At 60.9% G+C, this 24,370-nt stretch carries 28 protein-coding genes and 1 pseudogene; 13 read left to right on the top strand and 16 right to left on the bottom strand.

Translation table 11 applies throughout. The annotated features are described in order from the left end of the window. The 3 genes from AC1D06_RS13885 to AC1D06_RS13875 all read right to left on the bottom strand — a co-directional run. Window positions 1–337: NAD(P) transhydrogenase subunit alpha part 2 (locus AC1D06_RS13885; RefSeq protein WP_477986656.1), on the bottom strand; the 337-nt coding region annotated here is incomplete at its 3' end. A 1-nt stretch (window position 338) separates the two neighbouring features. After that, on the bottom strand, window positions 339–1,493 hold the full coding sequence (locus AC1D06_RS13880) for a Re/Si-specific NAD(P)(+) transhydrogenase subunit alpha (RefSeq protein WP_477986655.1): 1,155 nt from the start codon (window positions 1,491–1,493) through the stop codon (window positions 339–341). 86 nt (window positions 1,494–1,579) lie between these two features. Beyond that, complete coding sequence (locus AC1D06_RS13875) at window positions 1,580–1,801, bottom strand: aa3-type cytochrome c oxidase subunit IV (protein ID WP_477881124.1); 222 nt, start codon at window positions 1,799–1,801, stop codon at window positions 1,580–1,582. Between the two features lie 373 nt (window positions 1,802–2,174). Here AC1D06_RS13875 and AC1D06_RS13870 point away from each other — a divergent pair, with 373 nt between their 5' ends. Then, window positions 2,175–2,930, top strand: coding sequence for a gamma-glutamyl-gamma-aminobutyrate hydrolase family protein (locus AC1D06_RS13870; RefSeq protein ID WP_477986654.1), 756 nt, complete (start codon window positions 2,175–2,177; stop codon window positions 2,928–2,930). Here AC1D06_RS13870 and msrQ read toward each other — a convergent pair. The 8 genes and pseudogenes from msrQ to AC1D06_RS13830 all read right to left on the bottom strand — a co-directional run bounded on the left by msrQ (window position 2,906) and on the right by AC1D06_RS13830 (window position 7,932). Further along, window positions 2,906–3,559, bottom strand: coding sequence for a protein-methionine-sulfoxide reductase heme-binding subunit MsrQ (msrQ, locus tag AC1D06_RS13865; RefSeq protein ID WP_477986664.1), 654 nt, complete (start codon window positions 3,557–3,559; stop codon window positions 2,906–2,908). The two genes, AC1D06_RS13870 and msrQ, sit on opposite strands and share 25 nt — an antisense overlap. Window positions 3,560–3,578: 19 nt before the next feature. Continuing rightward, window positions 3,579–4,526, bottom strand: coding sequence for a protein-methionine-sulfoxide reductase catalytic subunit MsrP (gene msrP, locus AC1D06_RS13860; RefSeq protein ID WP_477986653.1), 948 nt, complete (start codon window positions 4,524–4,526; stop codon window positions 3,579–3,581). A 117-nt stretch (window positions 4,527–4,643) separates the two neighbouring features. After that, window positions 4,644–4,847, bottom strand: a complete 204-nt coding sequence (locus AC1D06_RS13855; protein ID WP_477986652.1) for a hypothetical protein — start codon at window positions 4,845–4,847, stop codon at window positions 4,644–4,646. 23 nt (window positions 4,848–4,870) lie between these two features. Continuing rightward, entirely contained in the window at window positions 4,871–5,554 is a 684-nt protein-coding gene (locus tag AC1D06_RS13850) for a GNAT family N-acetyltransferase (protein WP_477986663.1), read from the bottom strand. Between the two features lie 180 nt (window positions 5,555–5,734). Further along, entirely contained in the window at window positions 5,735–6,448 is a 714-nt protein-coding gene (locus tag AC1D06_RS13845) for a tellurite resistance TerB family protein (RefSeq protein ID WP_477986651.1), read from the bottom strand. Window positions 6,449–6,523: 75 nt separating this feature from the next. Then, window positions 6,524–6,951 (bottom strand): annotated as a pseudogene (locus AC1D06_RS13840) (PIN domain-containing protein). Next, window positions 6,948–7,232 (bottom strand): hypothetical protein, encoded by a 285-nt coding sequence (locus AC1D06_RS13835; protein WP_477881130.1) that lies wholly within the window; start codon window positions 7,230–7,232, stop codon window positions 6,948–6,950. Before AC1D06_RS13835 ends, AC1D06_RS13840 begins: the two are co-directional and overlap by 4 nt. Before the next feature lie 61 nt (window positions 7,233–7,293). Further along, the gene (locus AC1D06_RS13830) at window positions 7,294–7,932 is read right to left on the bottom strand and encodes a 2-dehydro-3-deoxy-phosphogluconate aldolase (protein WP_477986650.1); all 639 of its coding nucleotides are present in this window, start codon (window positions 7,930–7,932) and stop codon (window positions 7,294–7,296) included. 144 nt (window positions 7,933–8,076) lie between these two features. On the opposite strand from AC1D06_RS13830, the gene AC1D06_RS13825 reads away from it, so the two are divergent. From AC1D06_RS13825 to AC1D06_RS13815, 3 genes are all read left to right on the top strand, one after another. Further along, window positions 8,077–8,775, top strand: a complete 699-nt coding sequence (locus AC1D06_RS13825; RefSeq protein ID WP_477881133.1) for a helix-turn-helix transcriptional regulator — start codon at window positions 8,077–8,079, stop codon at window positions 8,773–8,775. A 66-nt stretch (window positions 8,776–8,841) separates the two neighbouring features. Then, window positions 8,842–9,204 (top strand): VOC family protein, encoded by a 363-nt coding sequence (locus AC1D06_RS13820; RefSeq protein WP_477986649.1) that lies wholly within the window; start codon window positions 8,842–8,844, stop codon window positions 9,202–9,204. Window positions 9,205–9,206: 2 nt separating this feature from the next. Then, window positions 9,207–9,635, top strand: a complete 429-nt coding sequence (locus AC1D06_RS13815) for an EVE domain-containing protein (protein ID WP_477986648.1) — start codon at window positions 9,207–9,209, stop codon at window positions 9,633–9,635. Here AC1D06_RS13815 and AC1D06_RS13810 read toward each other — a convergent pair. Continuing rightward, window positions 9,617–10,081, bottom strand: a complete 465-nt coding sequence (locus tag AC1D06_RS13810) for an RrF2 family transcriptional regulator (protein ID WP_477881138.1) — start codon at window positions 10,079–10,081, stop codon at window positions 9,617–9,619. The genes AC1D06_RS13815 and AC1D06_RS13810 overlap by 19 nt on opposite strands. A gap of 626 nt (window positions 10,082–10,707) precedes the next feature. Here AC1D06_RS13810 and AC1D06_RS13805 point away from each other — a divergent pair. Then, window positions 10,708–15,480, top strand: coding sequence for a beta strand repeat-containing protein (locus AC1D06_RS13805; RefSeq protein ID WP_477986647.1), 4,773 nt, complete (start codon window positions 10,708–10,710; stop codon window positions 15,478–15,480). A 555-nt stretch (window positions 15,481–16,035) separates the two neighbouring features. After that, on the top strand, window positions 16,036–16,206 hold the full coding sequence (locus tag AC1D06_RS13800) for a Flp family type IVb pilin (RefSeq protein ID WP_477881141.1): 171 nt from the start codon (window positions 16,036–16,038) through the stop codon (window positions 16,204–16,206). Between the two features lie 224 nt (window positions 16,207–16,430). Here the strand turns inward: AC1D06_RS13800 and AC1D06_RS13795 are convergent, their stop codons facing one another. Both AC1D06_RS13795 and AC1D06_RS13790 read right to left on the bottom strand, forming a co-directional pair. Then, window positions 16,431–16,817, bottom strand: coding sequence for a DUF3307 domain-containing protein (locus AC1D06_RS13795; protein WP_477986646.1), 387 nt, complete (start codon window positions 16,815–16,817; stop codon window positions 16,431–16,433). A 187-nt stretch (window positions 16,818–17,004) separates the two neighbouring features. After that, window positions 17,005–17,961, bottom strand: coding sequence for a hypothetical protein (locus AC1D06_RS13790; RefSeq protein WP_477986662.1), 957 nt, complete (start codon window positions 17,959–17,961; stop codon window positions 17,005–17,007). A 747-nt stretch (window positions 17,962–18,708) separates the two neighbouring features. On the opposite strand from AC1D06_RS13790, the gene AC1D06_RS13785 reads away from it, so the two are divergent. From AC1D06_RS13785 to AC1D06_RS13770, 4 genes are all read left to right on the top strand, one after another. After that, window positions 18,709–19,110 carry a DUF1236 domain-containing protein gene (locus tag AC1D06_RS13785; RefSeq protein WP_477881145.1) on the top strand — a complete coding sequence of 134 codons (402 nt, stop codon included), beginning with the start codon at window positions 18,709–18,711 and terminating at the stop codon, window positions 19,108–19,110. A gap of 356 nt (window positions 19,111–19,466) precedes the next feature. Further along, complete coding sequence (locus AC1D06_RS13780; RefSeq protein ID WP_477986645.1) at window positions 19,467–20,354, top strand: LysR family transcriptional regulator; 888 nt, start codon at window positions 19,467–19,469, stop codon at window positions 20,352–20,354. 56 nt (window positions 20,355–20,410) lie between these two features. Continuing rightward, complete coding sequence (locus tag AC1D06_RS13775; RefSeq protein WP_477986644.1) at window positions 20,411–21,529, top strand: HPP family protein; 1,119 nt, start codon at window positions 20,411–20,413, stop codon at window positions 21,527–21,529. A gap of 205 nt (window positions 21,530–21,734) precedes the next feature. Continuing rightward, the gene (locus tag AC1D06_RS13770) at window positions 21,735–22,082 is read left to right on the top strand and encodes a DUF488 domain-containing protein (RefSeq protein WP_477986643.1); all 348 of its coding nucleotides are present in this window, start codon (window positions 21,735–21,737) and stop codon (window positions 22,080–22,082) included. A 6-nt stretch (window positions 22,083–22,088) separates the two neighbouring features. On the opposite strand, the gene AC1D06_RS13765 is transcribed toward AC1D06_RS13770, so the two are convergent. Further along, window positions 22,089–22,739, bottom strand: coding sequence for a 5-formyltetrahydrofolate cyclo-ligase (locus AC1D06_RS13765; protein WP_477986642.1), 651 nt, complete (start codon window positions 22,737–22,739; stop codon window positions 22,089–22,091). Window positions 22,740–22,782: 43 nt separating this feature from the next. On the opposite strand from AC1D06_RS13765, the gene AC1D06_RS13760 reads away from it, so the two are divergent. Then, complete coding sequence (locus AC1D06_RS13760) at window positions 22,783–22,941, top strand: hypothetical protein (RefSeq protein ID WP_477986641.1); 159 nt, start codon at window positions 22,783–22,785, stop codon at window positions 22,939–22,941. A gap of 44 nt (window positions 22,942–22,985) precedes the next feature. Here the strand turns inward: AC1D06_RS13760 and AC1D06_RS13755 are convergent, their stop codons facing one another. Further along, window positions 22,986–23,192, bottom strand: a complete 207-nt coding sequence (locus tag AC1D06_RS13755; protein ID WP_477986640.1) for a hypothetical protein — start codon at window positions 23,190–23,192, stop codon at window positions 22,986–22,988. 324 nt (window positions 23,193–23,516) lie between these two features. Between AC1D06_RS13755 and AC1D06_RS13750 the strand changes: the two genes are divergently transcribed. After that, on the top strand, window positions 23,517–23,969 hold the full coding sequence (locus tag AC1D06_RS13750) for a helix-turn-helix domain-containing protein (RefSeq protein WP_477881158.1): 453 nt from the start codon (window positions 23,517–23,519) through the stop codon (window positions 23,967–23,969). Between the two features lie 149 nt (window positions 23,970–24,118). Next, window positions 24,119–24,355 carry a hypothetical protein gene (locus AC1D06_RS13745; RefSeq protein ID WP_477881160.1) on the top strand — a complete coding sequence of 79 codons (237 nt, stop codon included), beginning with the start codon at window positions 24,119–24,121 and terminating at the stop codon, window positions 24,353–24,355. Window positions 24,356–24,370 lie beyond the last annotated feature (15 nt).

The raw sequence follows: 24,370 nt of genomic DNA, 5'->3' as shown, positions 1-24,370 counted from the left end.
AGGCCAGGATCAGCGCAACGAAGCCGAAGCCGGTGGCCCAGCCAGACAGCGACAGGCCGACGGCCAGCAGTGCACCGACCACGATCACCGAGGAGATCGCATTGGTCACCGCCATCAGCGGCGTATGCAGCGCCGGGGTCACCGACCAGACGACATAGTAACCGACGAAGATGGCGAGCACGAAGATCGCCAGCCGGAAGACGAAGGGATCGATCACACCGCCGGAGAGTGCATGCGCCGCATCGGCGAGCGAGGGCTGGGTGGCGACCGCGTCATGGACGGCGGCCACGGCCTTGTCGAGGTTCTGGAGGGCGGTATTTACACTATCGTTTGCCATTTCAGCCCTCCTTGGCCGGAGCCGGTGCCCCGCCAAAATTCGGATGCACCACCGCTCCGCCATGGGTGAGCATGGTGGCCTTGACGAGTTCGTCGTCGAGCTTCAGCGCCAGCTCCTTCGTCTCCTTGGAAATCATCGTCTCCAGGAAGGTGACGAGGTTCTTGGCATAGAGCGCCGAGGCAGAGGCGGCGATGCGGCCGGCAACGTTGAGATAGCCGATCACCTTGACGCCCTCGACATCGGCGATCTCGCCAGGGGAAGCGCCTTCGATATTGCCGCCGCGCTCGACGGCGAGATCCACGGCGATYGAGCCCGGCTTCATSGMTTTGAGCATRTCGCGSSWCACCAGYTTTGGCGCCGGCCGGCCGGGGATTAGTGCCGTGGTGATGACGATGTCCTGCTTGGCGATRTGCTCGGCAACCAGTGCGGCCTGYTTGGCCTGGTATTCYGCCGACATCGGCTTGGCATAGCCGGCRGCGGTTTCGGCGGCTTTGAATTCYTCATCCTCGACGGCGATGAATTTGGCGCCSAGCGAGGCGACCTGYTCCTTGGCGGCGGGACGGACGTCGGTGGCCGAGACCACGGCGCCCAGACGCCGGGCGGTGGCGATCGCCTGCAGGCCGGCAACGCCGGCGCCCATGACGAACACTTTCGCGGCCGGCACCGTGCCGGCGGCGGTCATCATCATCGGCATCGCGCGATCATAGACCTCTGCGGCGTCGATCACCGCCTGGTAGCCGGCGAGATTGGCCTGTGAGGAGAGCACATCCATCGACTGCGCCCGGGTAATGCGCGGCATCAGTTCCATGGCAAACGCGGTCAGTCCGGCCGAGGCCATGTCGGCGATCGCGGCTTCGTTGCCATAGGGATCCATGACGGCGATGACCACGGCACCGGATTTATAGCCACGAATCTCGTCGGCGGTGGGGCGGCGGACCTTGAGCACGACATCGGCCAAAGTGGCGTCGGCAATCAGGCCGATCCGTGCGCCGACCTTCTCATATTCGCCATCCGGAATGCGCGACAGCGCGCCGGCACCCGCCTCGATCACAACGTCGAGGCCGAGCGACTTCATCTTCTTGACCGTCTCAGGTGACGCCGCAACGCGCGGCTCGCCTCCGACCGTCTCCCTTGGAACAAAAATCGTGCTGGCCATAGCCCCTCCCGGCAAACCACGCGCAAGATCACGCCAGGCGACGCAACGCCGCCTTTTGGCTTGCGCCACCTGTCATGGCGATGACGTCAGAGGACGAAAAAGCCGATCGCGCCCAGAATGATGAAGAGCAGCACCGAGAAGATGAAACCAGCCTTGGTGAAGAAGAAAGCAGCCATGCTGATCAGCAGGACGGCAATCAGCATCGTGCCGTATTTGGCGACGTTCGTGAAACCGCTATAGGTCCTATCATGCTCGGCGTAGTCCATTTCCGCGCCAAGTTCTACCGGACCCGAATGATGCTCTGACATTAACTTCTCCCCAGGCAATAGATGCCGCACCGCGGCAAACCCTTCCGAAGACTCGGATACACAAAGCCTTTCCGAAGTGCAATGCGGTGTTTTCGCCGAAGCGACCTTCTAATCGATTATAAACGACACAGAGCGAAAACTCCTTGTCCATTGGGCTTCAATTTATCATATTTTTCCAATAATTAGGCATTTCCGCGCACGGCCTGCCGCAGGGAACGGCCGCAGGTCACCCACGATTCTCCTTCTTCCGGTCAACTTGAATTCATTATCTGGTGACCGCGGATCTCTATATATGTAACGAACGTTTCAGGTTGACAGCTGCCGCAAGCCGCGGCACGACAGTTTAGAAACACCGATTTGTCCGGAGAATTCCATGCCGAGCCCGATCATCGCCATTCCCGCCGACACGCGCGAGATGGATGGTTACTATTGGCACGCCACCCCGCATCAATATGTCAATGCTGTGGTCAAGGGCGCGAAAGCGACCGCGCTGCTGGTTCCCGCGCTTCTCGAAGGCAATGACATCGACGCGATCCTCGACCGCGTCGATGGCGTCATGCTTTCCGGCTCACGCTCCAATGTCTATCCGGAACTCTACGGCGGCGACACGTCCGAGATCAACGGCCCCTATGATCGGCCTCGCGATGCGACGACGATGCCGCTGATCCGCCGCGCGATCGAGCGCGGCATTCCGCTGCTCGCCATCTGTCGCGGCATCCAGGAGCTGAATGTCGCGCTCGGCGGCACATTGGCGACCGAGATCCAGGACGTTCCCGGCAACTGGGACCACCGCCGCCCGGATGTGCCGGAGCGCGACCGTATGTACGCGATCCGCCAGACGGTCAAGGTCAAGGAAGGAACCTGCATAGCCGGCGTGCTCGGCACCGGCGAGTTCCAGGTCAATTCCCTGCACCGCCAGGCGATCGGCCAGGCCGCACCGCGGCTCGCCGTCGAGGCAGTCGCCGACGACGGCACGGTCGAGGCAGTCTCGGTGATCGGCGCCAGCAATTTCGCCGTCGGTGTTCAGTGGCATCCGGAATACTGGGTCGAGAGCGACGCGAATTCGGCGCGCCTGTTCAAGGCCTTCGGTGACGCGGTGCACGCTTATGCGGCGACCGTCCGGCGCTGATCGAGCCCGAACCTCACCAGCCGATAAAGCAATAGCACACCGATCACCGCGGCATAGAAGAACGGCCGCGGCGGCCAGCTTTTCACCGCCATGAAGAAATGGATGACGCCCAGCGTGGCGATCACATAGACCAGCCGGTGCAGCCACCCCCACCAGCGGCCGAGATGACGGATCGACCAGTTGTTCGACGTCGCCGCCAGGGCGATCAGGCAGAGGAAAGCCGTCATTCCAAGGATGATGTATGGCCGGCGTAATATATCCACGAAGATGACCGGCAGGTTCAGTTCCCTGTCCAGGATGAAATAGGTCAGGAAGTGGAAGAGGATATAGTAGAAGACCAGAAGACCGAAGGCGCGGCGGAAGCGATAGAAATTCACCCGCGTCAGATCGCGCACCGGCGTGACCAGAAGCACGAGGATCATGAACCGGAGCGCCCATTCGCCGAGCAGGTGCTCGAAGGTCTGGATCGGATTGGCGTCCAGATTGTTGGAAGCACCCAGATAGAAATACCAGGCGGCCGGGATCAGCCCCAGACCATAGACCCACCAGGACGAAATCTTCGCCAGGATCTTGTTGATCTGCTTGGGGTAGTCGGCTTTCTTCTTTGCAGGAACTGTGCTGCTGGCGATCGTCGTCATCTTTGTCGTCTCAATAGTTCTTGATCAGGTCCATGCCTGTGTAGAGCGAGGCGACTTCGGCGCCATAGCCGTTGAATTTTTCCGTATCGCGCTTGCCGGTGCCGCCGAAGAAGCCGCCACCCTGCCCCAACACCCGCTCGCTCGCCTGGCTCCAGCGTGGATGGTCGCGCTCCGGATTGACGTTGGAATAGAAGCCGTATTCGTCGGGCGCGGCCGTGTTCCAGGCCGTCACCGGTTGGCTGTCGACAAAGGTGATCTTCTCGATCGACTTGATGCTCTTGAAGCCATATTTCCACGGCACGATCAAGCGGATCGGGGCACCATTCTGGCTAGGCAGCAGGTCGCCATACATGCCGACCGCGAGGATGGTCAGCGGATGCATGGCCTCGTCGATCCTGAGCCCTTCCTTATAGGGCCAGTCAAGCACCGGCGCCCAGCCGCCGACGCCGGGCATCTCGTCCGGACGCAACGCCGTCTGCATGGCGATGAACTTGGCGCTGCCCAGCGGTTCTACCTGCTTGAGCAGTTCGGAAAGCATGAAACCGGTCCAGGGCACGACCATCGACCAAGCCTCAACGCAGCGGAAGCGATAGATGCGCTCTTCAAGTGGTGTCCTGGCGATGAGCTCGCCGACATCCACGGTCACCGGCTTCTTCACCAGCCCATCAATGGTGATCTTCCACGGCATCGGCTTGAACTTGCCGACATTGGCGACGGGGTCACCCTTGTCGGTGCCGAACTCATAGTAATTGTTATAGGTGGTGGCGTCCTGCTTGGGCGTGATCTTGTCGTCGACGAGATATTTCGATTGCGCCGCCTTGAGCGAGGCCTCGGCCGGCAGGGCTCCCCCCAGCAGGCCCGCAGCCATCGCGCCGGCCAGGAATTGCCGCCGCTTCAGGTAGATCGATTTCGGGGTGATGTCTGAGGACGGGATGAAAGGCGCTTTGTAGGCAGGCATGGCTATTCCTCGACCGGACGTTTGGCTCTGTCATTGAACCCTACGACGGATCGAGTGCCTTTGTTTCACAAGTCTGGTCACAACAACGTGAAAATCGCAATAATTTTGTTTTGCCGGCTATTTCTTGTATTTCGAGCGCAACCAAAGCACGATGAAGAAGAACAGTACGATTGCCATTCCCGCCGCAAAACCGAGCACCGGGGAATAGGCGCCGATGCCCAGCACGATTTTCGGCATGAAGTAGACACCGAGGCCTGCGACCAACAGGATGATGCCGGCGGCGATCGCCGTGTTGCGCGTCTCGTGCTTGTCTTCGGCCATGCGCGGTCACTATCTCCATGGGCTTAGCCCTCGGTGATCGTCGCACGGATCTCCTGCAGGGTTTGCTTCTGCCTGCCGTCACTATCAAAGTTCGACGGATCAAGCCATGCCTCGAAAGCAGTTTTCAGACGCGGCCATTCGTCGTCGATCATCGAAAACCAGGCCGTGTCGCGATTGGCGCCGCGCGAGATCGTGTGCTTGCGGAACACGCCTTCGAAGGTGAAGCCGAGACGCTCGGCGGAAATCTTGCTCTGCGCATTCTCGTTGTGGCACTTCCATTCGTAGCGCCGGTAGCCAAGATCCTCGAAAACGTGCTTGGCCATCAGGTAATGCACTTCCGTGGAGAGCGGCGACTTCATCATCGCCGGACCATGGGCCACGCCGCCGACCTCGACCACGCCATTGGCCGGATCGGCGCGCATGTAATTGGCCATTCCGACGATCTTGCTGCTCGTGTTGTCGCGAAACACCTCGGTCAGCCAGCCGCCTTTCTTGACGCCGTCGAGCCAGTCGCCAAAAGCGGTGGCATCGGCGAAATCGGGTGCGGCAAAATAGCGGAGATGCTGGTTGATGCCTTCACGGCCCATCGCATCCCAAAGCGCATCGAGATGTTCTGCGCGAATATAAGGCTCCACCGCGACGTAGCGGCCCTTGAGCGTCACGGGTGCAGGCGCCGGGCGAGGCGTCCAGTGCTTCAGGTCTTCCATGGTCTTCCCCAGCAGCAGATCGGAGGCGATTTCATCGCCTCCGTCATTGATCGGCAAGTCAAATTTGTTGATGGATGCTCAGAGCGCTTTGCGTTCCGATGGAATCAGAACTGCGCTCTAAGCTTTTGTTTTCACGCATGTCGTTGTCCTGAAACCGGTTCCCACTTTCAGGCGACATGCTTACCCAGCCTTGGCGCTCGAAACCGTCGCCTCGATATGGTCGACCAGCGCATCGGCAAGGCCGAGGCGGCCAGCGAGCAGGTCGAGATAGCCGCGCTCGGCCCGAGTATCGGGGTCGATGGCGATGCGTGACGCGGTGTAGAGCTCGACCTTCTGGCTCTCGCTCTGGGCAGCGGCAACGATCGCGTCGAGATCGACCGGACTGGCAAGCTCGCTTTCGAGGAATTTCTGCGCATCGTCGCTCAATCCGGCAAGCTTGACCTTGCCGAGAATGGCCTCGCGCTCCTGCTCGTCGATCGTGCCGTCGGCACGCGCAGCGGCGATCATGGCACGCACCAGCACGGTGGCGAAATCGCCGCTGTTGGTAGAAGCGTCCGGATGGAAGTCGCTATCGGCCGGCGGCGGCAGAAGCTCCGGCTGGGCGGTGGCGGCCGTCGAGGCATCGGTCGGCTGGGCCTGCTGACCGGACTGCCAGTTCTTGTAGGCCTGGTAGCCGAGACCCGCAATCGCCGCCAGTCCGCCAACGGCGATCGCATCGCCCGCAAGACGGCGGCCGGTGCCGGTGCCGAGCAGCACGGCGGCAATGGCGCCCGTCGCCAGCGGATTGTCCTTGGCGAGTTGCCCGATCTGCCCTGCTTTGTCCCGAACCGAACCGCCCACACCGGGCACCTGCGATCCCAGGAATTGATCCAAGAGCTTCTTCGCGTCGAACATGCATTCCTCCTAGCGTGTTGAATGGCGGTAAAGAACATAGGAACACGGCGGGAATATTACAAAGACAACCGGCCGCTACGATCCGCTCATCGGATTGAGGCAAGGCACACCCCAAAAGTCCCGCTCGTTATTGGTAACAACGACACAATCCTTGGCGACGGCGATCGCTGCAATGATTGTGTCCGGAAGGCTTCGCGAACGGCCAATCTTTTGCCCTTCGATCATCAGTTCAGCCCAGTGATGGGCCGCATTCTCGTCAAACGGCAGAATCCTACTCCGGAAAAGCTGAAGTGGGCCATTTGGACCCAAATACCAGTTCTCCAACGCATCCCGTCTCTTGCCGGCCGGTATCAGCAGTACCCCCGCCGCAGTTCCGCGATGGTCCACGCAGTAATGAAAAGGTCCTCGCCGCGTTGGGCATTCAGCCACGCTTTCAATGGATCGGATGGCTGCGGCTTGGACGGATCGCTGACGATATTGGTGTCGAGAAGAAATCGGGTCACAAGTCGACCGGCCGAAGCTGGAAATCCGATCTATCGAAATCGAGTTCGTCCAGCCGCGGCGCATCGTGAAGTGACGTCCAGATTTGCGCCCCCGACGGAGCGTCCGAAGTAGGAGCGCGTCCCTGCTCCGCCTCTTTGGCCGCCAATGTCAACTGCTCGGCCAAAGCCTTCATCATATCCCTGTTCTTCTCGGGGACGATGATTTCAAGCCGCACCAAGCCGCGCTCGGCCAGCTTGGCGCGGTAATGTGCATTGGCCTTTTTCTGTGCAGTCGTCGTCATGCCGTTCTCCGGGAATATATATCCGGATATATATCACTGTAGGCGACAGGCCACAATCGCGTTACTTCGCCAGCGCTGCAGCCTCGGCCGCAAGCTGGGTAATACCCGCCCAATTCCCCTCGGTCACCATCGCCTTTGGTGCGACCCAGGAGCCGCCGACGCAGATGACGTTCGGCAGGCTGAGATAGTCCCTGGCATTCTTCAGCGACACGCCGCCAGTCGGGCAGAACTGGATGCCGGCGAGCGGCGAGGCCAGGGCGCCGAGATAAGAGGCGCCGCCGGCCTGTTCGGCCGGGAAGAATTTCAGCACGCTATAGCCGCGGTCGCGCAATTGCATCACTTCGGTCGCCGTGGCCGCACCCGGCAGCAGCGGCACATCGCTTGCGGCGGCCGCATCGAGCAGCGAGACGCCGGCACCCGGCGAGACGATGAATTTCGAGCCGGCCTTCACCGCCTGCTCCCACTGGAACTCGTCAAGCACTGTGCCGGCGCCGGCAACCGCGCCCTCGACTTCGTCGGCCACCGCCTTGATCGCGTCGAGCGCCGCGGCCGTTCTCAGCGTGATCTCGATCGCCTTCAGGCCGCCCGCGACCAGGGCGCGGGCCAGCGGCACAGCCGATTTGGCGTCGTCGATGACGATCACCGGCACGACCGGCTGCAGCTTCAGCGTGGAAAGAAGATTCTCGGTCTTGTCGCGCATCGGAGCGATCTCCTAAAACGATTGAATTGCCGGTTGTTAGCGAACCGGCGGCCTTCTGTCGAGCTAAAACTGCCTGTTCATTGCTGCCAGAATATGACAGCATAGTATGCGATATCGGATCATTCGCAAACAATGTCGGCACCCATGTCCCGTTCCGAACGCCTGCTCGATCTCCTCCAGACGCTGAGGCGTCACCGCAATCCGGTCAGCGGCCAACGATTGGCCGAAGAAAGCGGCATCAGTCTCCGGACACTTTACCGCGACATCGCCACCCTGCAGGGCCAGGGCGCCGATATCGAGGGCGAGCCCGGGCTCGGTTATATCCTCAAACCCGGCTTCATGCTGCCGCCGCTGATGTTCTCCGAAGACGAGATCGAAGCGCTGGTGCTCGGCGCCCGCTGGGTCGCGACCCGCACGGATGACGAACTCGCCCGCGCCGCCCACAATGCGGTCGCCAAGATCGCTGCGGTTCTGCCCGATGACCTCAAACCGCGCATCGAGGGCACGAATCTTGTCGTCAATTCGCCAATGCCTGAGCCAAGCCGGGTCGACCTCGCCGTCGTCCGCAAGGCGATCCGCAACGAGCATATGCTCGACATCACCTATCTCGACGCCGCCGGCGCCACCACCAGCCGCCGCATCTGGCCCTTCGTGCTCGGCTTCTTCGAGCGGGTGCGCATCGTCGCCGCCTGGTGCACTTTGCGCGACGATGTCCGCCATTTCCGCGCCGACCGTATCCTGACGATGGAGACGACGGGCATCCGTTATCCGCGCCGCAAGGCCGTACTGCTCAAAGAATGGCGAATTGCACATGAGAGCAATACAGATACTGACAAAAATTGACAGCATATAGCGCTACACCTTTTCCCACGGTCGCCAACGACCGCAACGCAGAAAAGGGAAACGACCATGAACGCCAGCTACAATCTGCTCTATGTCGACAGCGCCCCGAAATCCCGCGATTTCTATGCCGACCTGTTCGGCCAGAAGCCGGTCGAGAATTCCGAGAATTTCGTCCTCTTCGTGCTGCCGAACGGCGTCAAGTTCGGCCTGTGGAACCGCCGTGACGTGACCCCCGCGGCCAACCAGCCCGGCGGCTTCGAACTCGGCCTGCCGGTGGCCAGCAAGGACGAGGTCGATCGCGTCGCCGCCGATTGGGAAGCCAAGGGCATCGAGATCATCCAGGCGCCGGTAGATCTGGATTTCGGCCGCACGTTTACGGCGCTCGATCTGGACGGCCATCGCCTGCGCGTCCTCTATGTGGAGATGTGACAATGAGCGCCTGGATCGGAGTTGCTGCCGCAAATCATGTGACCCGTGGTCGGGCCGGCGGCTTCATGCAGGTCAACCACGGCAAGCGGGCGCCACTCGCCCGCATCCAGCCGGGCGACACGATCATCTACTATTCGCCGTCGACCGAATTCGGCGGCGGCGAGAAGTTGCAAAGTTTTGTCGCCGCCGGCGCCGTCCGGACCGGCGAACCCTATGTGGGTGATATGGGCGAAGGGTTCACGCCTTGGCGGCGCGATGTCGACTGGTTCGAGGCGGAACCCGCGTCGATCCTGCCATTGCTGGAGCGGCTGGAACTGACGCGGGGCAAGACGAACTGGGGTTATGGTTTCCGCTTCGGCCTGATCCGTATTTCGGACCATGACCGGGACGAGATCCTCAAAGCCATGCGGGTTCAGGTTGCCTCGGAATAGGCCTCGTCACGCGCCGCCGCGGCAGGCTTCTGCTCGGCTTCGATGAACTGCGCCAGCGTCATGTTGTCGAGCACATCGGCCATGGCGTCGCGCACTTCCGTCATAGACAGGCGTACGAGGCACTCCTCCGGATTAAGACAATCGTCGCAGATCTCGAAGGCGGTGCGGCTGGCGCAGCGGATCGGCGCCAAGGGCCCGTCCAGCGTGCGGATCACATGCCCGATCATGATCTCGGATGTCGTCTTGGAGAGGCTATAGCCACCGCCCGGCCCCTTCTTCGAGCGCAGCATGCCGGCCTTGCGAAGCTCGAGCAGGATGGCGTCGAGAAACTTCTTGGGGATGTTGTTGCGCTCTGCGATTTCGGTGATGAATGCGGTTTCGCCGGGCGCCAGCTTGGCCAGGTCGGCCATCGCCTTGAGCCCGTATTTTGCTTTCTTCGTCAGCATGCTCATCCTCTGTCAGACCGGCAGGCCGGCCTGTATTCGCCCCGATGCGACCGTTATACCCTTCAATTTCCATATAATTAGTATAAATAATGGCAGTTGCAAGGCTTTTCGGCGCCTGCGTCGCGACAATACCATATTGTTTCTACACAGATAGTGACAAGCCGTCGCTGGCCGTGTTTGCCACTCGGAAGAGCGGGAAACCGATCGCCACTATGTCGTGATAGAACGCGCGCCTATCGTTATCGAAATTCCATTCCGGGGCCACGACTGGAAGCTGCTCACCCGATCCCTCCAAAAGTTATTCAAAAACATCTTCCCGCAAACTCTATTTCACCAGAAATCGCAGCGCGCAATCGGCTCGATCGCCGAAGAAACTGCATATTTTTTGTTGTCGATGCCCTCCTATTGCTTGCCGTCCTTCTCCAATACTCACGAAAATCATCAGCGCGAAGGACAATAGTTAACCTGAGGTAAAGATATAGGGTTTACAGTTCGTATCCGTTGGGACGAGCGCCGGTTCGGCGTGGCTGGAGGGCTTCGACCACAGGACGGAAGCGCGGAAAAGCGGGGGCGGCAGGCGTGGGGCCAGGCCGCAGCCCAGAGCAGATTCGTAGGGGCATACAAGCATGACAACCAACACCGATGCTGTCGTTACATCCATTGCGGAAACCAGCAGCGAAAGCGGCACGCTGGGCATCGGCGACACCATCACCTTCACGCTGACCACCGATCAAACCATCTATGTCACGCAGACGGCGGAACTGACGCTCAGCAACGGCGGCTATGCGGTCTATGCCGGGCTCGACGGCAACGGCAACCCCACATTCACCTACACGGTCGCCGAAGGCGACACGGCCACGACCGATCTTACCGTCACCGGCCTCGATGCGAGCGCCGGCAAGATCTATGGACCCGGCTCGCAAGTGAGCCTCGCCACGCAAACCCTGGTCAACACGGGCAATCTGCCGTTTTCCATCGCCACGGGGGATTTCGACGGCGACGGCAAGCTCGACCTGGTGACGGCCAATCAGTCGGACGACACGGTCTCGGTGCGGCTGGGCAACGGCGATGGCAGCTTCTCGGATACGGCGACACTTGCGGTCGGCAGCGGCCCCAGCTCCATTGCCGTGGCCGACGTCAACGGCGACGGCAAGCTCGACATGCTGGTGGCCAATCAGCAGGACAATACGGTTTCCGTGCTGTTGGGCAACGGCGATGGCAGCTTCGCCAGCGCGTCGAACATCGCCGCCGGTAACAGTCCCAGTTCCGTCACGGTGGCCGATGTCAACGGTGACGGCAAGCTCGACCTGCTGATTGCCGACGAAGGCACAGATACCGTTTCCGTGCAGCTGGGCGATGGAGCGGGCAGTTTCTCGGCATCGGCGGATATCGCCGTGGCTACCGATCCCTATGTCGTCAGCCTGGCGGATATCGACGGTGACGGCAAGCTCGACCTGGTGACGGCAAATTACAGCAGCGACTCGCTGTCGGTGCGGTTCGGCGACGGTGCCGGCGGCTTTTCCGGCGGATCGGACATCGGCATTATCGGGCACGGCACGTCCGTCGCCGTGGCAGATGTCGATGGCGACGGCAAGCTCGACATGGTGACGGTCGACTATGCCAGGGACACGTTGTCGGTGCTGCTGGGCAATGGCGACGGCACGTTCACCAGCGCGGCCGATATCGGCATGACCGGAGACCCGATCTCCGTTGTCCTGGCCGATATGAATGGCGACGGCAAACTCGACCTGGTGGCAGCCAAACGCTATGACGGCGCCATCTCGGTGCTGCTCGGCAATGCGGATGGCACATTTTCCAACCAGATCGATATCAATGTCGGCTCACGCCCCCGTTCCATCACCCTCGTGGATGTCAATGGCGACGGCAAGCTTGACGTGCTGGTCGGCAATCAGAATGACAACACCGTCTCGGTCCTGCTGAACACGTCGGCCGACAGCGTCTCCTTCGACACGTCAAGCATCGCCAGCGCCACCGGCGCCGACAGCGGCTATGCGGTAGATGCGAGACGGCCCGATGCGCCAAGCGTTGTGCTAACCCATGACACAGGCTCGACCGGCACCGATACGATCACCAGCAATGCGGCGCTGACCATCACCTGCGAGAGCGGTGCGACGTTGAGCTATATCGTGGATGGCGGGGCTGCGTCGGGCAGCTATGATCCGACCGGGCTCGTCGACGGCGACCATACGGTCATCGTCACCCAGACAGATGCGGCGGGCAATGTTTCCAATGCTACCACCATCACCTTCACACTCGACACCAGCATCACAGCGCCGAGCATCCTCCTCACCGACGATACCGGTACCTCCAGCGCCGACCAGATCACCAGTGATGGTACGATGTCCACCGTCACCACGGAACTCGGCGCGACCTTGAGCTATGTCGTCGATGGCGGCACCGCATCGAGCAGCTATGATCCGACCGCGCTTGCCGATGGCCAGCACACGGTCACCATTACGGAGACGGACCTGGCTGGTAATGTCTCCACCTCCGCCAGCATTACCTTCACGCTCGACACCAGCGCTGCGGCGCCGACCGTCGGCCTCACCAACGACACCGGTTCCTCCAGCACGGATACGGTCACGAATGATGGCAGCCTGACCATCGATGGCAAGGAGACGGGTGCGACGCTGAGCTACAGCGTCGACGGCGGCACGGCATCGGGCAGCTACGACCCGACTGCGCTTGCTGATGGGCAACATACGGTCACCGTCATCCAGACGGACAAGGCCGGCAACGTCTCCACGGCCGGCAGCATCACCTTCACGCTCGACCGGACCGCGCCGGACGCGCCAGGCCTCGCCTTGACCGACGACACCGGCACATCGAGCACGGACAATGTGACGAGCGACGGCAGTCTGACCATCACAGGCAAGGAAGCCGGCGCGACCTTGAGCTATGTCGTCGATGGCAGCAGCGCATCGGGCAGCTATGATCCAACCGCGCTTGCGGAAGGACAACATACGGTCTCGATCACCCAGACGGATGCGGCAGGCAATGTCTCCGCCGCAGGAAGCATCACCTTCACGCTCGACTATAGTGGCGCCACGCCGGTTATTAGCCTGACCAGCGACACGGGCACGTCCAGCGCCGACCAGATCACCAGCGATGCCGCCCTGACCGTCACCGGCATAGCGAGCGGCGCGACGCTGACCTATGTCGTCGATGGCGGCACCGCGTCGAGCAGCTATGATCCGACGGCGCTCGCCGATGGCGAGCATACGGTCACCGTCACCCAGACCAATATGGCGGGCGTTGTCTCTGCCGCCGGCAGCATCACTTTCACGCTCGACACCAGCGCTGCGGCACCGACCGTCAGCCTGACCGACGACACCGGCTCCTCCGACACGGACGAGATCACGAGCAATGGCGCCCTGACCATCACCAAGGAGTCCGGCGCCACGCTGAGCTATAGCGTGGATGGCGGAAGTGCATCGAGCAGCTATGATCCCACTGCGCTCGCCGATGGGCAGCATACGGTCACCGTCACCCAGACGGACAAGGCCGGCAACGTCTCGACCGCGGGCAGCATCACTTTCACGCTCGACACCAGCGCCGCGGCGCCGACCGTCGGCCTGACCGATGACACCGGTTCCTCCAGTACAGACAACGTGACGAGCGACGCCACCCTGACCATGACCAAGGAAGCCGACGCGACATTGAGCTATGTCGTCGATGGCGGAACGGCGTCGAGCAGCTACGATCCGACTGCGCTTGCCGACGGCCAGCACACGGTCAGCGTCACGGAGACGGACAAAGCGGGCAATGTATCGACCGCAACCCGCATCACCTTCACGCTCGACCAAAGCGCACCCTCGGCTCCCTCCGTCGCACTGACGGCCGATACCGGCTCTTCCGACACCGACCACATAACCGGCAATGCCGCGCTGACCATAACCGGCACCGAAACCAGCGCGACGCTGAGCTATGTCATCGACGGCGGGGCGGCCACGGCCAGCTACGATCCGAGCGCGCTTGACGACGGCCAGCATACGGTCAGCATCACCGAGACCGATGCGGCGGGCAATGTCTCGACGGCCACCAGCATCACCTTCACGCTCGACCGGGATGGGATTACGGCGCCTGTTGTCGCCTTGACCTCCGACACGGGCGCCTCCGGCAGCGACAAGATCACGAGCAATGGGGCGCTGACTGTCACCGGCACGGAGACCGATGCGACACTGAACTATACAGTGGATGGCGTCACACTGACAGGCAGCTACGATCCGACCGTGCTCGCTGATGGCCAGCACACGGTCAGCGTGACCCAGACCGATGAGGCGGGTAATGTGTCCATGGGCGGCAGCGTGACCTTCACGCTCGATCGGACCGCACCGACCGTGACCGGGCTTAACGCTTCAGGTTCGGGTATCGATAACGGCTCCGGCACGCTCACTACCGGCGATACGGTCGAACTCAGCCTGACATTGAGCGAGGCCGTCGCGGTCAACAATGGCGACAGCCTATCGCTGTCGCTGAGCAATGGCGTCCATGCGACATTCGATGCGGGCGCCTCGACGGCGACAATGCTGGTCTTCACCTACACCGTGGCCCTGGGAGACACTGCGGCCGACCTTTCGGTGACGAACGTTCAGCTGCACGGAGCGTCCCTGACGGATGCGGCCGGTAACGTGGCGGATCTGTCGGGCGCGGTCGGCAACCTCGCGGGAACGCTGGTCATCAACGGCGATACCGGCACGGCCGGCAAAGATTCCATCAAGGGTACGGATGGAGACGATGCACTGCGCAGCCTCGGGGGCGATGACGTGATCTCGGGCCGTGGCGGCGACGACATGATCCTGGGCGGCGCCGGCAACGACAAGATATCCGGCGGCAGGGGCAACGATAGTCTGCGTGGGGGTGCCGGCGACGCCGGGCATGACACGCTGGTCGGTGACGCGGGCGATGATACGCTGCGGGGCGGTCCAGGTCGTGACATGCTTTCGGGCGGGGCCGGCGACGACAATCTTTATGGCGTCACCGGCAACGACCGTTTGCTGGGCGGCGCAGGTGACGACGAGTTGCATGGCGGACAGGGAGCCGACAGGCTTGTCGGCGGCACGGGCCACGACACATTCGTATTCTCAAGCCTGTCCAGCAGCACGGTCAAGAGCGCAGGGCGCGACACCATCGCCGACTTTGGCAAGGGCGACCACATCGACCTGTCGACGATTGACGCCAATAGCGATGCGCAGGACAACCAGTCATTCTCTTTCATCGGCATCGGAAGTTTCGACGGCAGCGCCGGCGAGCTGCGCTACGAGACGCAAGGCGCCGACACCTATGTCTACGCCGACACGGATGGCGATGGCCATGCAGACTTCAGCCTGCAGCTCAATGGCATCATCAAACTCTCAAGAGAGGATTTCATTCTCTAAAGCCAGATGGAAAATGCGCCGGCGACACCGCGACCTGCGTCAAATTGGCGCTGGCGAAAAGAATCCTGACCATCGACCAGTCGCCGCGGCTGGTGTGGCAGTCCGCTGCATCGCAGCGGCCACAATAGCAGGCGATCTGCTGATGTTTGTCCTTGTCGTGCACAAACGCAATACACGCCGGTTCTCGGTCAGCTGCCGGGAAAAGCCGCCATTTCTTGCTTTCACAGCCATTCCACAACCACACATCTTATGGATGGCCAGCATRCCATGCCGAAGCAGGCGACAGCCGGCGCAGCGCGATTGAGCAAAATCGAGCCTCTTGCACATTGATCCACAGTCCATTTTTTGGCACTGCAAACTAAAGAAAGCTCAGCCTGCAAGACGAAAATGATCGTCCTTTTCCCGCTTTAAAACAGGCAATGAACGTTCAAATCACCGGATTTCCGCGCATTAAGCAAACGGATACCGCGTTGCTTAGATGAATCGTAATTCTTGTCAGATATCAATTTCCCTGTCACCGCCAACCGTCCCAATATTGTCATCAAGGAGTAGGGGATGTCGAAACTGCTTGCACGCTTCCTTAAGGAAGAATCCGGCGCGACTGCCATTGAATATGGCCTGATCGCTGCTCTGATTTCCATCGCACTGATCACCGGGGCAACCGCTCTCGGTACCGCCCTCAACAACCAGTTTGAAGCGCTCGCTGGCAAGCTGAACGCCACCTGACAGTAGTCTGGTCGCCACTCGACGGCGCGGCCACGCGATCGCAAGGTTCATTGTCTTTCTCCGTCTCCTGAAAGGCAGTGGACCTTGCGCCGCCGGCCGGCTGTTTTGGCCGCCTGAGGCTTCAGAACCGAAATGCCGAACCGCGGGGCATCCACCCACGCGGATAGCCGTATTTTCAGGCAATTTTCGACGCCATCCGCATGAACCGGTGCAACGTCGACTGCTCAGCCTCGCAACAGCACGATGACGAAAAGCAAGCCGCAATAGGTCAGGTGATGCAGCAGCTGGTCGGCGCCATGCAATGCCCAGAACGCGCGCGAATTCGTCGAATTCTGATGCGTGTGTGAATAGACCACCTTGGCGAAATCGATGAGATAGTGGATGGCAAACTCGCCGGCCGTGAGCCCTACCATCGCCAGACCACCCAGGCCCGCGACGAAATAGACCGGCAGTGAGCCGATCGCGTGCAGGCCGGCATGAACATAGCCTCCCGCCATGCGGAAATCGCCTTTGCCGCGCAGGATCCAGCCGGATTGCAGCAGATAATCGGCGACAAAATGCTTGACCTGCAGCCAGACCAGCATCCCGATCACCAGGCTTGGCGTCGTCATTCCTTCCTCCTCACTCCCCCGTCCCAATCCGTCGGCCGGACCGGCACGATCCGTCCCGCCACCGGCAGGACGCTGAAATAGGCCAAGACCGGGACGGGGCGTTTGTCAAGAGCGGCCCTGCGCAAACGACATCGAAGCGAAGGTCCGTACAGCCGTAAAACACCGGTGATGAGGACGTGTTGGCTGGTCATTTCCCCTGGCAGATCGGCAATTCCTTGATCGGTCCCGGAGGATGGTCCTTCTTGTACTGGACGATGATCGGCTCGAGTGTTTCCTTGTGCCAGAATTTCGGCGCGCCGATTTCCTTCAGGCAGGTGTCGTTCCAGTAGAGACCCTGGTTCGCCGGCGATTTGCCCACGGCGACGGCCTTGTCGATGGCGTTGATGTCACGCGCCTGCGGATAGATGTAGAGCGTCGTGGGATTGTTCTGGATCATCGACATGACATGCTTGGCATCAGTCTGCGACCAGCTGGTGCAGCCATCACTGCGGCCGCCGTTATAGTCGACCAGCTTGCCGAACGGCACGAAACCGTCATGGTTTGCATACTGGCTCTTCGGATCTTTCATCCGGCACATGCCGCCGAGCTTCACCGCCGGATGACCGCCGATCAGGCGTTCCTGGGCATTTGCCGTATCCCCCTCGCCGCTGAACTGGACGAAGCTGCGAAGAAACGGAGCATCCTGGCCCGGACGAGCCTTGTAATACCCCTTGAACGTCTTCTTCATACCGGCCGTCACATAGACGCCGCCGGTCGTCAGGTCGGAATCCATGGCATTGCCGAAATTCTTTACGCAACGCCTGCCGTTGGAGAAATTCGCAACGCTGCCCAGTTTGCGGCCACTGCCGTGGCCGGCAGGGATCGCCTCGAAATCATGGCTGGCTTCGCAGATGATGTAGAAGCGCTTGCCGAGCTTGAAATTGCCCATGTCGTTGGGGCGCGTCGCGTCCATGGCGAAATAACAGGGATTCTTGACCGCGCCGGCCGCCAGCTTTTGCAGATAGAGCGTCCGGGCCCTGAGCAGCACGACCTCCGTGATCTGGCCGTCATTGTTGCCGACATGGGCTTTGAGCCAGTCCGGTATGTCTGCCGACTTCGCCGCGCCAGATGGTTCGGAGCCAGATATGGCAAAAACGCACGCCATGCAGACGGCGATCAGTATGCGCGCTAAGAACGTCAAAGCGTATTTCCCTTCCAGATCGAGCGCTCGCCTTGCAACAGCCGAGCACGACGACGCGCCTGCCCCGATGCCCACAGGCGCACATGCCGATTGAGTTGCTTATTTGCATTGCGCGAATATGACCATTCAAATTGCTCGCCCCGCTATCACGAGAATTTGACAATAGCCGGGCCGATCTCCATCGCATCCTCTGCCCGACCGTTGCTCCGCCACGAGCCTCAAGGGGGGCGACAGACCAGATGCTCCCAAGACATCCGCAGGCAGAGGCATCGTTAAGAGAGGTTGCAAGGTAAGGTTACTTTAGCAATCCATTTTTCACCGCCGCGCCTTTATGCAATTTTCGCTCCGCCTGAGAAGGCACGGGCGTGGCGGCAACGCCAGGGGACTTACCCCATGCAAGTCCCTGTCCGGTCAGCCCTGCATCGGACCGCCCATCATCATCCCCGCTCCGGCCGCCGAGGTCGGGATTCGCCCAATACCGCACGAAGGTTTCCGTCGACGGAAAAGCCGTCTCTGGGAAGCAATGTCATGAACCCGATAGCTCATCCATGGTTGCCCCGAGGCAAGTTTGAGGCAGAGTCCGGGCCGGCAGAAGGGCAAATCGATGTAACGCATTGTCTCAAAGCTTCATTGGTCTTGACTGATTTTTCCGGAACCTTCCCTTCCCTGTCGCCTTTTGTCGGCATCGGTACGCCGAAACGAAAGGAACAGATGATGAAAGCCACTCTCCTTATTGCTACCGCCGCCGCCCTGTCGGCCAGCACTTTTGCATATGCCGGCGATAACGGCGGCAAGGTCACCGGTCTCGTTGGTGGCGCCGCAACGGGCGCCGTCATAGGCGGCCCTGTCGGCGCCGTGATCGGAGGCGCCGTCGGCCTCACTTTGGGCGCGGCCATCGACCCGCCGCCGGATCGCGTCGTCACCTATGTCGAGGACCAGCCGGTCGAACGCTCGGTCATCGTCAACGAAACTATCCGCGTCGGCCGGCCGCTGCCGGAGCGCGTTGTCTTGACACCGGTTCCCGATGATCGCCGATATGCCTATGCGATCGTCAACCAGCACCGCGTCATCGTCGACCCGCGCAACCGCGTCGTGGTTCGCGTGATGGAATGACAGGTCCAGGGACGGTCTCGGACGGCCGTTCTTCTGAGGTCGGCGCGTGCCGCCGGCCGCCGCAGGACATCGCAAGGCCGATTTCCTTCCAGTCTGACGTCTGCAGGAAGCCTCACGCCGAGGCTTCCACCTGGCGCCGATTGACGACGCCATCGGCATCGCCAGAGCCGCGGCCGGGCGGCCTTTGGGTGGAAGATGATCGTCAGACGTCTCGACACCAGCGTCAGTGAATTGTTCCATCACACTCGGCCGCCGCGCCACTCCCGCGACGCCACGTATATTTTTCAGCTGACCGCTTGATAAGTGTTCTCATTTGCAGAATAAGACATACACATCATTCTTCATTTGAGATCGAAATGGATCTTTCCAACGTCGAAATATTCCTCGCGGTTACCGAGACGTCGAGCATCACCCGCGCCGCGAAGGTCCTCGGTCGCGTGCCGTCGAATGTGAGCGTTCGGGTGCAGCAGCTGGAACAGCAACTGGATGTCACGCTCTTCAGCCGTGACGGCAAGAAGATGACCTTGACCCGCCAGGGCGAGACGTTCCTCACCTATGCACGGCGACTGCTTGCGCTGGCCGCCGAGGCGCGCTCCGCCGTCAGGCCGCTAAGTCCGTCCGGCAGCCTGCGGGTCGGCACGATGGAAAGCACCGCCGCCAGCCGTCTGCCCGAAGTCCTCGCCGCCTTTCGAACCCGTTGGCCCGATGTTTCATTGCGGCTGACCATGGGGCCGACGCGGGAACTGGCGCAGGCCGTGCTCGCCGAAGAGCTCGATTGCGCCCTGATCGCCCGACCGTCCGAGGCGTTGAAGCGGGAGGACGAAGTCTTGGGGATCGATCTCTCCGATCTGGTGTCGCAGACGGTCTATGTTGAAGATGTGATGCTGGTGATCCCGGCTGGCCATCCAGCAATACGAACCGCTGCCGATCTCCGGGTCGACGCGCTCGTAGCGCTTGAGCCCGGATGTACCTATCGCCGCATCGCCGAGCACTGGAGCAAATCGGCGAGTGATCTCAAAGTGGTGGAGTTGAATTCCTATCACGCCATCGCTGCAAGCGTTGCCGCCGGCAATGCCGTCGGCGTCATGCCGAAATCGGTGTTCGATCTCCTGCAACGTCCCGCAGGAAGCACGACCTACGCGCTTGCCTCGGTCGATACGCTCCTGGTTCAGCGTCAAGGCGATCAATCGCCTGCGCTTCGTGCCTTTGCCGAAACCCTTCACGCCCGGGCGCCGGCACGCTGATCTCGCCCAACCCCTCAATCTTCCTGGTCACCTGTATTTTTCAGTCTCGTGTTCCCATGCTTCACCGTGCAGATCTCACCTCCGGAAAGGCCGGACAAACCAGCGTTCAGATTTTTCGCCCCATCCTGGCGGGCGCAACGTTGCGCGAGCGGTTGATCGCCTGCCTCGGCGCACTGATCGGCATCGCATTGACCGGATTGATCTGTGGCATGATCGCAGGGCAAGGACCTGATCTGCCGCTGATTGTTGCCCCGATGGGGGCTTCCGCCGTACTGCTCTTCGCCATACCGGCCAGTCCCCTCGCCCAACCCTGGTCGATTATCGGCGGCAATACGATCTCGGCGCTGGTCGGCTATTGTGTCGCTCAGTTCATCCATGAGCCGATCCTGGCGATCGCCGTCGGCGTCTCGCTTGCCATTGGCGCCATGTCATTCACCCGCTCCCTGCATCCGCCGGGTGGCGCTGCGGCGCTGACGGCCGTGATGGGCGGTCCAGCGGTGGCCAAATGGGGCATACTTTTCGCTTTCATGCCTGTCGCGGTGAATTCCTGCATCCTGGTCGGCCTCGGCGTGCTGTTTCACAAACTGTCGAAGCGCAGCTATCCGCATGTCGCAGCGCTCGTCCCAGCCAACACCCACAATACGGCCGATATGCCGCCGCGGGCACGTGTCGGATTCCGGGAGGAAGACGTCGATCGCGCACTCGCCGCACTGGACGAGACGTTCGACATCGACCGCACCGATCTCAGCCGGCTGCTGCAGCAGGTGGAATTGCAGGCATCGATCCGCTCGCACCGGGACCTGACCTGCAATGATATCATGTCGCGCGACGTCATCGCGGTCGGGCCGCAAACGGCGCGCGACGAGGCATTGGCGCTGCTCCTCAAGCACAATATCCGCACCCTGCCGGTCAAGGATGACGACGGCCGGTTGATGGGCACGGTGGGCCTGCGCGAATTGTTGCAAGGGTCCGGCAACGTGAGTGAAATCAAGTCGAAGGCCGCCACCGCTTTTGCGGATGATCCTGTCATGTCCCTGGTGCCCGCACTCACGGACGGACAGATGCATGCCGTCATCATCATCGACAAGGATGGATATGTTCAGGGCCTGATATCCCAGACCGATTTGATGAGCGCCGTGGCCCGTTCGCTGGCCGAGAAGGATTCCGCCGCCTGAGGCTGGGCACGCTTGCTGGCGGCGACATATTTCCGAGGCCGTTCGCCGCGCATGGCTTTCCTTAAAGGTGCCGTCGTCATGCCGGCTTGGATGCGGCAAATGAACAAAATTGCTCGTTTGATGCGATAATTTTGCTTCGACCCGGCCTTTGGTGCAGAATAACAGGAGTCGTTGGGTTCATCCGCCAGATAGGATAGGATGATGCATGTCCTTGCACATCAAACGCGTTTACGACCCAAGTGACRACAGCGACGGCAAGCGCATCCTCGTCGATCGCCTATGGCCACGCGGTTTGAGCAAGACAGAGGCCAGGGTCGACATCTGGTTGAAAGAGGTGGCGCCGAGCCCGGTCTTGCGGCGCTGGTTTGGCCATGATCCCGAGAAATGGACTGAGTTCCGTCGTCGTTACCGCGATGAATTGGAGAAAAATTCCGAGGCGGTCGATGCGTTGAAGAAAGAGATCGGCCGTGCGACGGCAACGATTCTCTATGGCGCCAAGGACAGTGAGCATAACCATGCCATCGTGCTCAAGGATTTCATCGAAAAGACGTAGAGCGCTCTATTCATCGGTGACGATGATGTCCATGGCGATGTCATGCGGCTGCGGATAGATGGTGCGGATGCGGCTCCCGCGATAGCCGACGCCGATGGCGATCGGCTTTTTCGCCATGGCCGCCAGCGTCCGATCGAAATAGCCGCCGCCATAGCCCAGCCGAAAATTCCCCGCATCGAAGCCGACGACCGGTGCGATGACGATATCCGGCACGACGACTGCCCCACGCGCCGGCACCAGGATGTTCCAGATGCCGCGCTCCAACGGCTCGCCGGGTGACCACAAACGGAATTGCAGCGGCGCGCTTTTTTCCACGACCACCGGAAGCGCTATCCGTTCGCCGCGGTCAAGCGCTTCGATCAGCCAGTTGCGCAGGTCGGGCTCGGCCTTGAACGGCCAGTAGAGGCTGACGATGCGGCTGCCGATCTTGCCGATCGCCTGGTCGAGATTCTTGGCGATCTTTTCCGACCCGACTTTCCGCGCATCCACGTCCATGCCCATGCGGTCCGCGATCAGCCGTTCGCGCTCGGCCTTGCGCCAGCGCGCCACATCACTCCATGTGGAATTGCTGGCCAGCGAGCGGAGTTCCGGCATGAGCTCATGCCTGGAACATGGCGGAGAGGCATATTCGCAAGGCAGGTCGTCGTCATCGGGCATGTCRGATCTCTTGGCAGTTCACGCCAGCGATAAGGTGCGCCGCTTGAAAACCGAAGGCAAACGGAATTACCGGACCAGCGTCATTGCGCTCGGCGGCGAACTGAGCCTGTGGAATCCGCGGCTGCTCGACTGGCTGGTCGAGATGAAGAAAACCAAGCCGGAAATCGCGCTCCGCCCCCATGTCGGGCTGGCGGAGCAATAACTGGACAGGCACGGCAGCAGCTGCCTCTGGACTGATCGACGCTTTCAGGCGTGACGCGGGCGCAGCAGTGAATTGATCACCAGTTCGCGGCCGGCACGATTGATGCCCACTGCGTTCGCGCGTCGCTCCGCCAGGCCGAGCGCAATCAACTGATCCGCGAGTTCTACCGAGAGTTCCGGATATGGTCCACGGTTCATGCGCCGTAGCGCCGTCTTCTGCTCCTCCTGCAGATCGTCCCAGTTCGGCGCCATCACATTCTCCTGTCTGCAGACACAACACACTGGAGGCGCTAAAGATCGCGACATGCTTCAGGCGAGACGCCGACATCATTCCGCACAAGCGTCCAGTTCGGTAACCGCAGGGTAACCGACACCGCACAGCTGTCCCAACTTGGGATTTCAGATCGCTCAGGCAAAAAATCTACCTAAACTCGTCGATTCCATCTGTTCAATCGAAAAAGATCGGCTATGGTTTAACTACCGCTGATAGGAGGCAGGCCAAGCATACCATCTTCGGGCGTGGATGATTTTGCCCGCAAGGCGCTGATTTGATCGGCACAGTTCTGCGAGGGAGCGATGTTGACGAAGTTGCCGGATCCGGTCGATATTTATGTGGGATCGCGCATCAAGTTGAAGCGTCAGGCGCTTGGTCTCAGTCAGCACGGTCTCGCACCGCTGATCAATGTGACCTTCCAGCAGTTGCAGAAATATGAGCGCGGCATCAATCGCGTCGGCCCGTCGCGGTTGCAGCTTCTCGCCAAGATTTTTGGCGTGCCGGTCGGCTATTTCTTTGACGACAATCCAAAGGGGCCACCGACACTTAATGCCGTCGATGCGAATCCCGAGACCAACCTCATCATGTCTTTTCTCGGCAGCCGCGACGGTCTCGATCTCAATCGGTCCTTTCTGAAGATCAAGGACATGGCAACGCGCAGAATGATCGTCATGCTCGTCAACACCGTCGCCGGGCTCAATGAGCCGCAGGCCTCGTCGGAAATTACCCTGCCCCCCGACCCTTCCATGTCGTGATCATTTGCACCTCTTCATGTTCACCCCTTACGTCGCATCCCTTCTTCCGCCGCTGCCTCCAGCCTTTTGACGCCCCAGCCTTTTGACGCCCTTGTGACGCCGGCCATGTTTCATTCCTTGCCAGTCGAGTAGAGGGGAAGGGTTGAAAAATGGAAGACACGATTCTTGTTGAGAATATCGAAACGGACCTCGTCCATGAACTGGTGTCGCTGACGCGGCTGGTCACCTATGCGCGCAATTGCGCCCGCGATCTCAAAGTCGAAATGCCGTCCTATTGCCTGGATATGGCACTTTCGGCGCTTCTGACCGAGGTCGAGAAGCGGGGCTTGTCGATCAACGAGGTGACAACGAAGGACAGCTACGGCATTCCGGCGGCGTTCCACTGAACAACGATTGCGATG

The sequence above is a fragment of the Rhizobium sp. P2_G2 genome (genome assembly GCF_056403555.1).
Note: the sequence above shows the minus strand (reverse complement) of the source record. Positions and strands in the feature narration are given on the sequence as shown.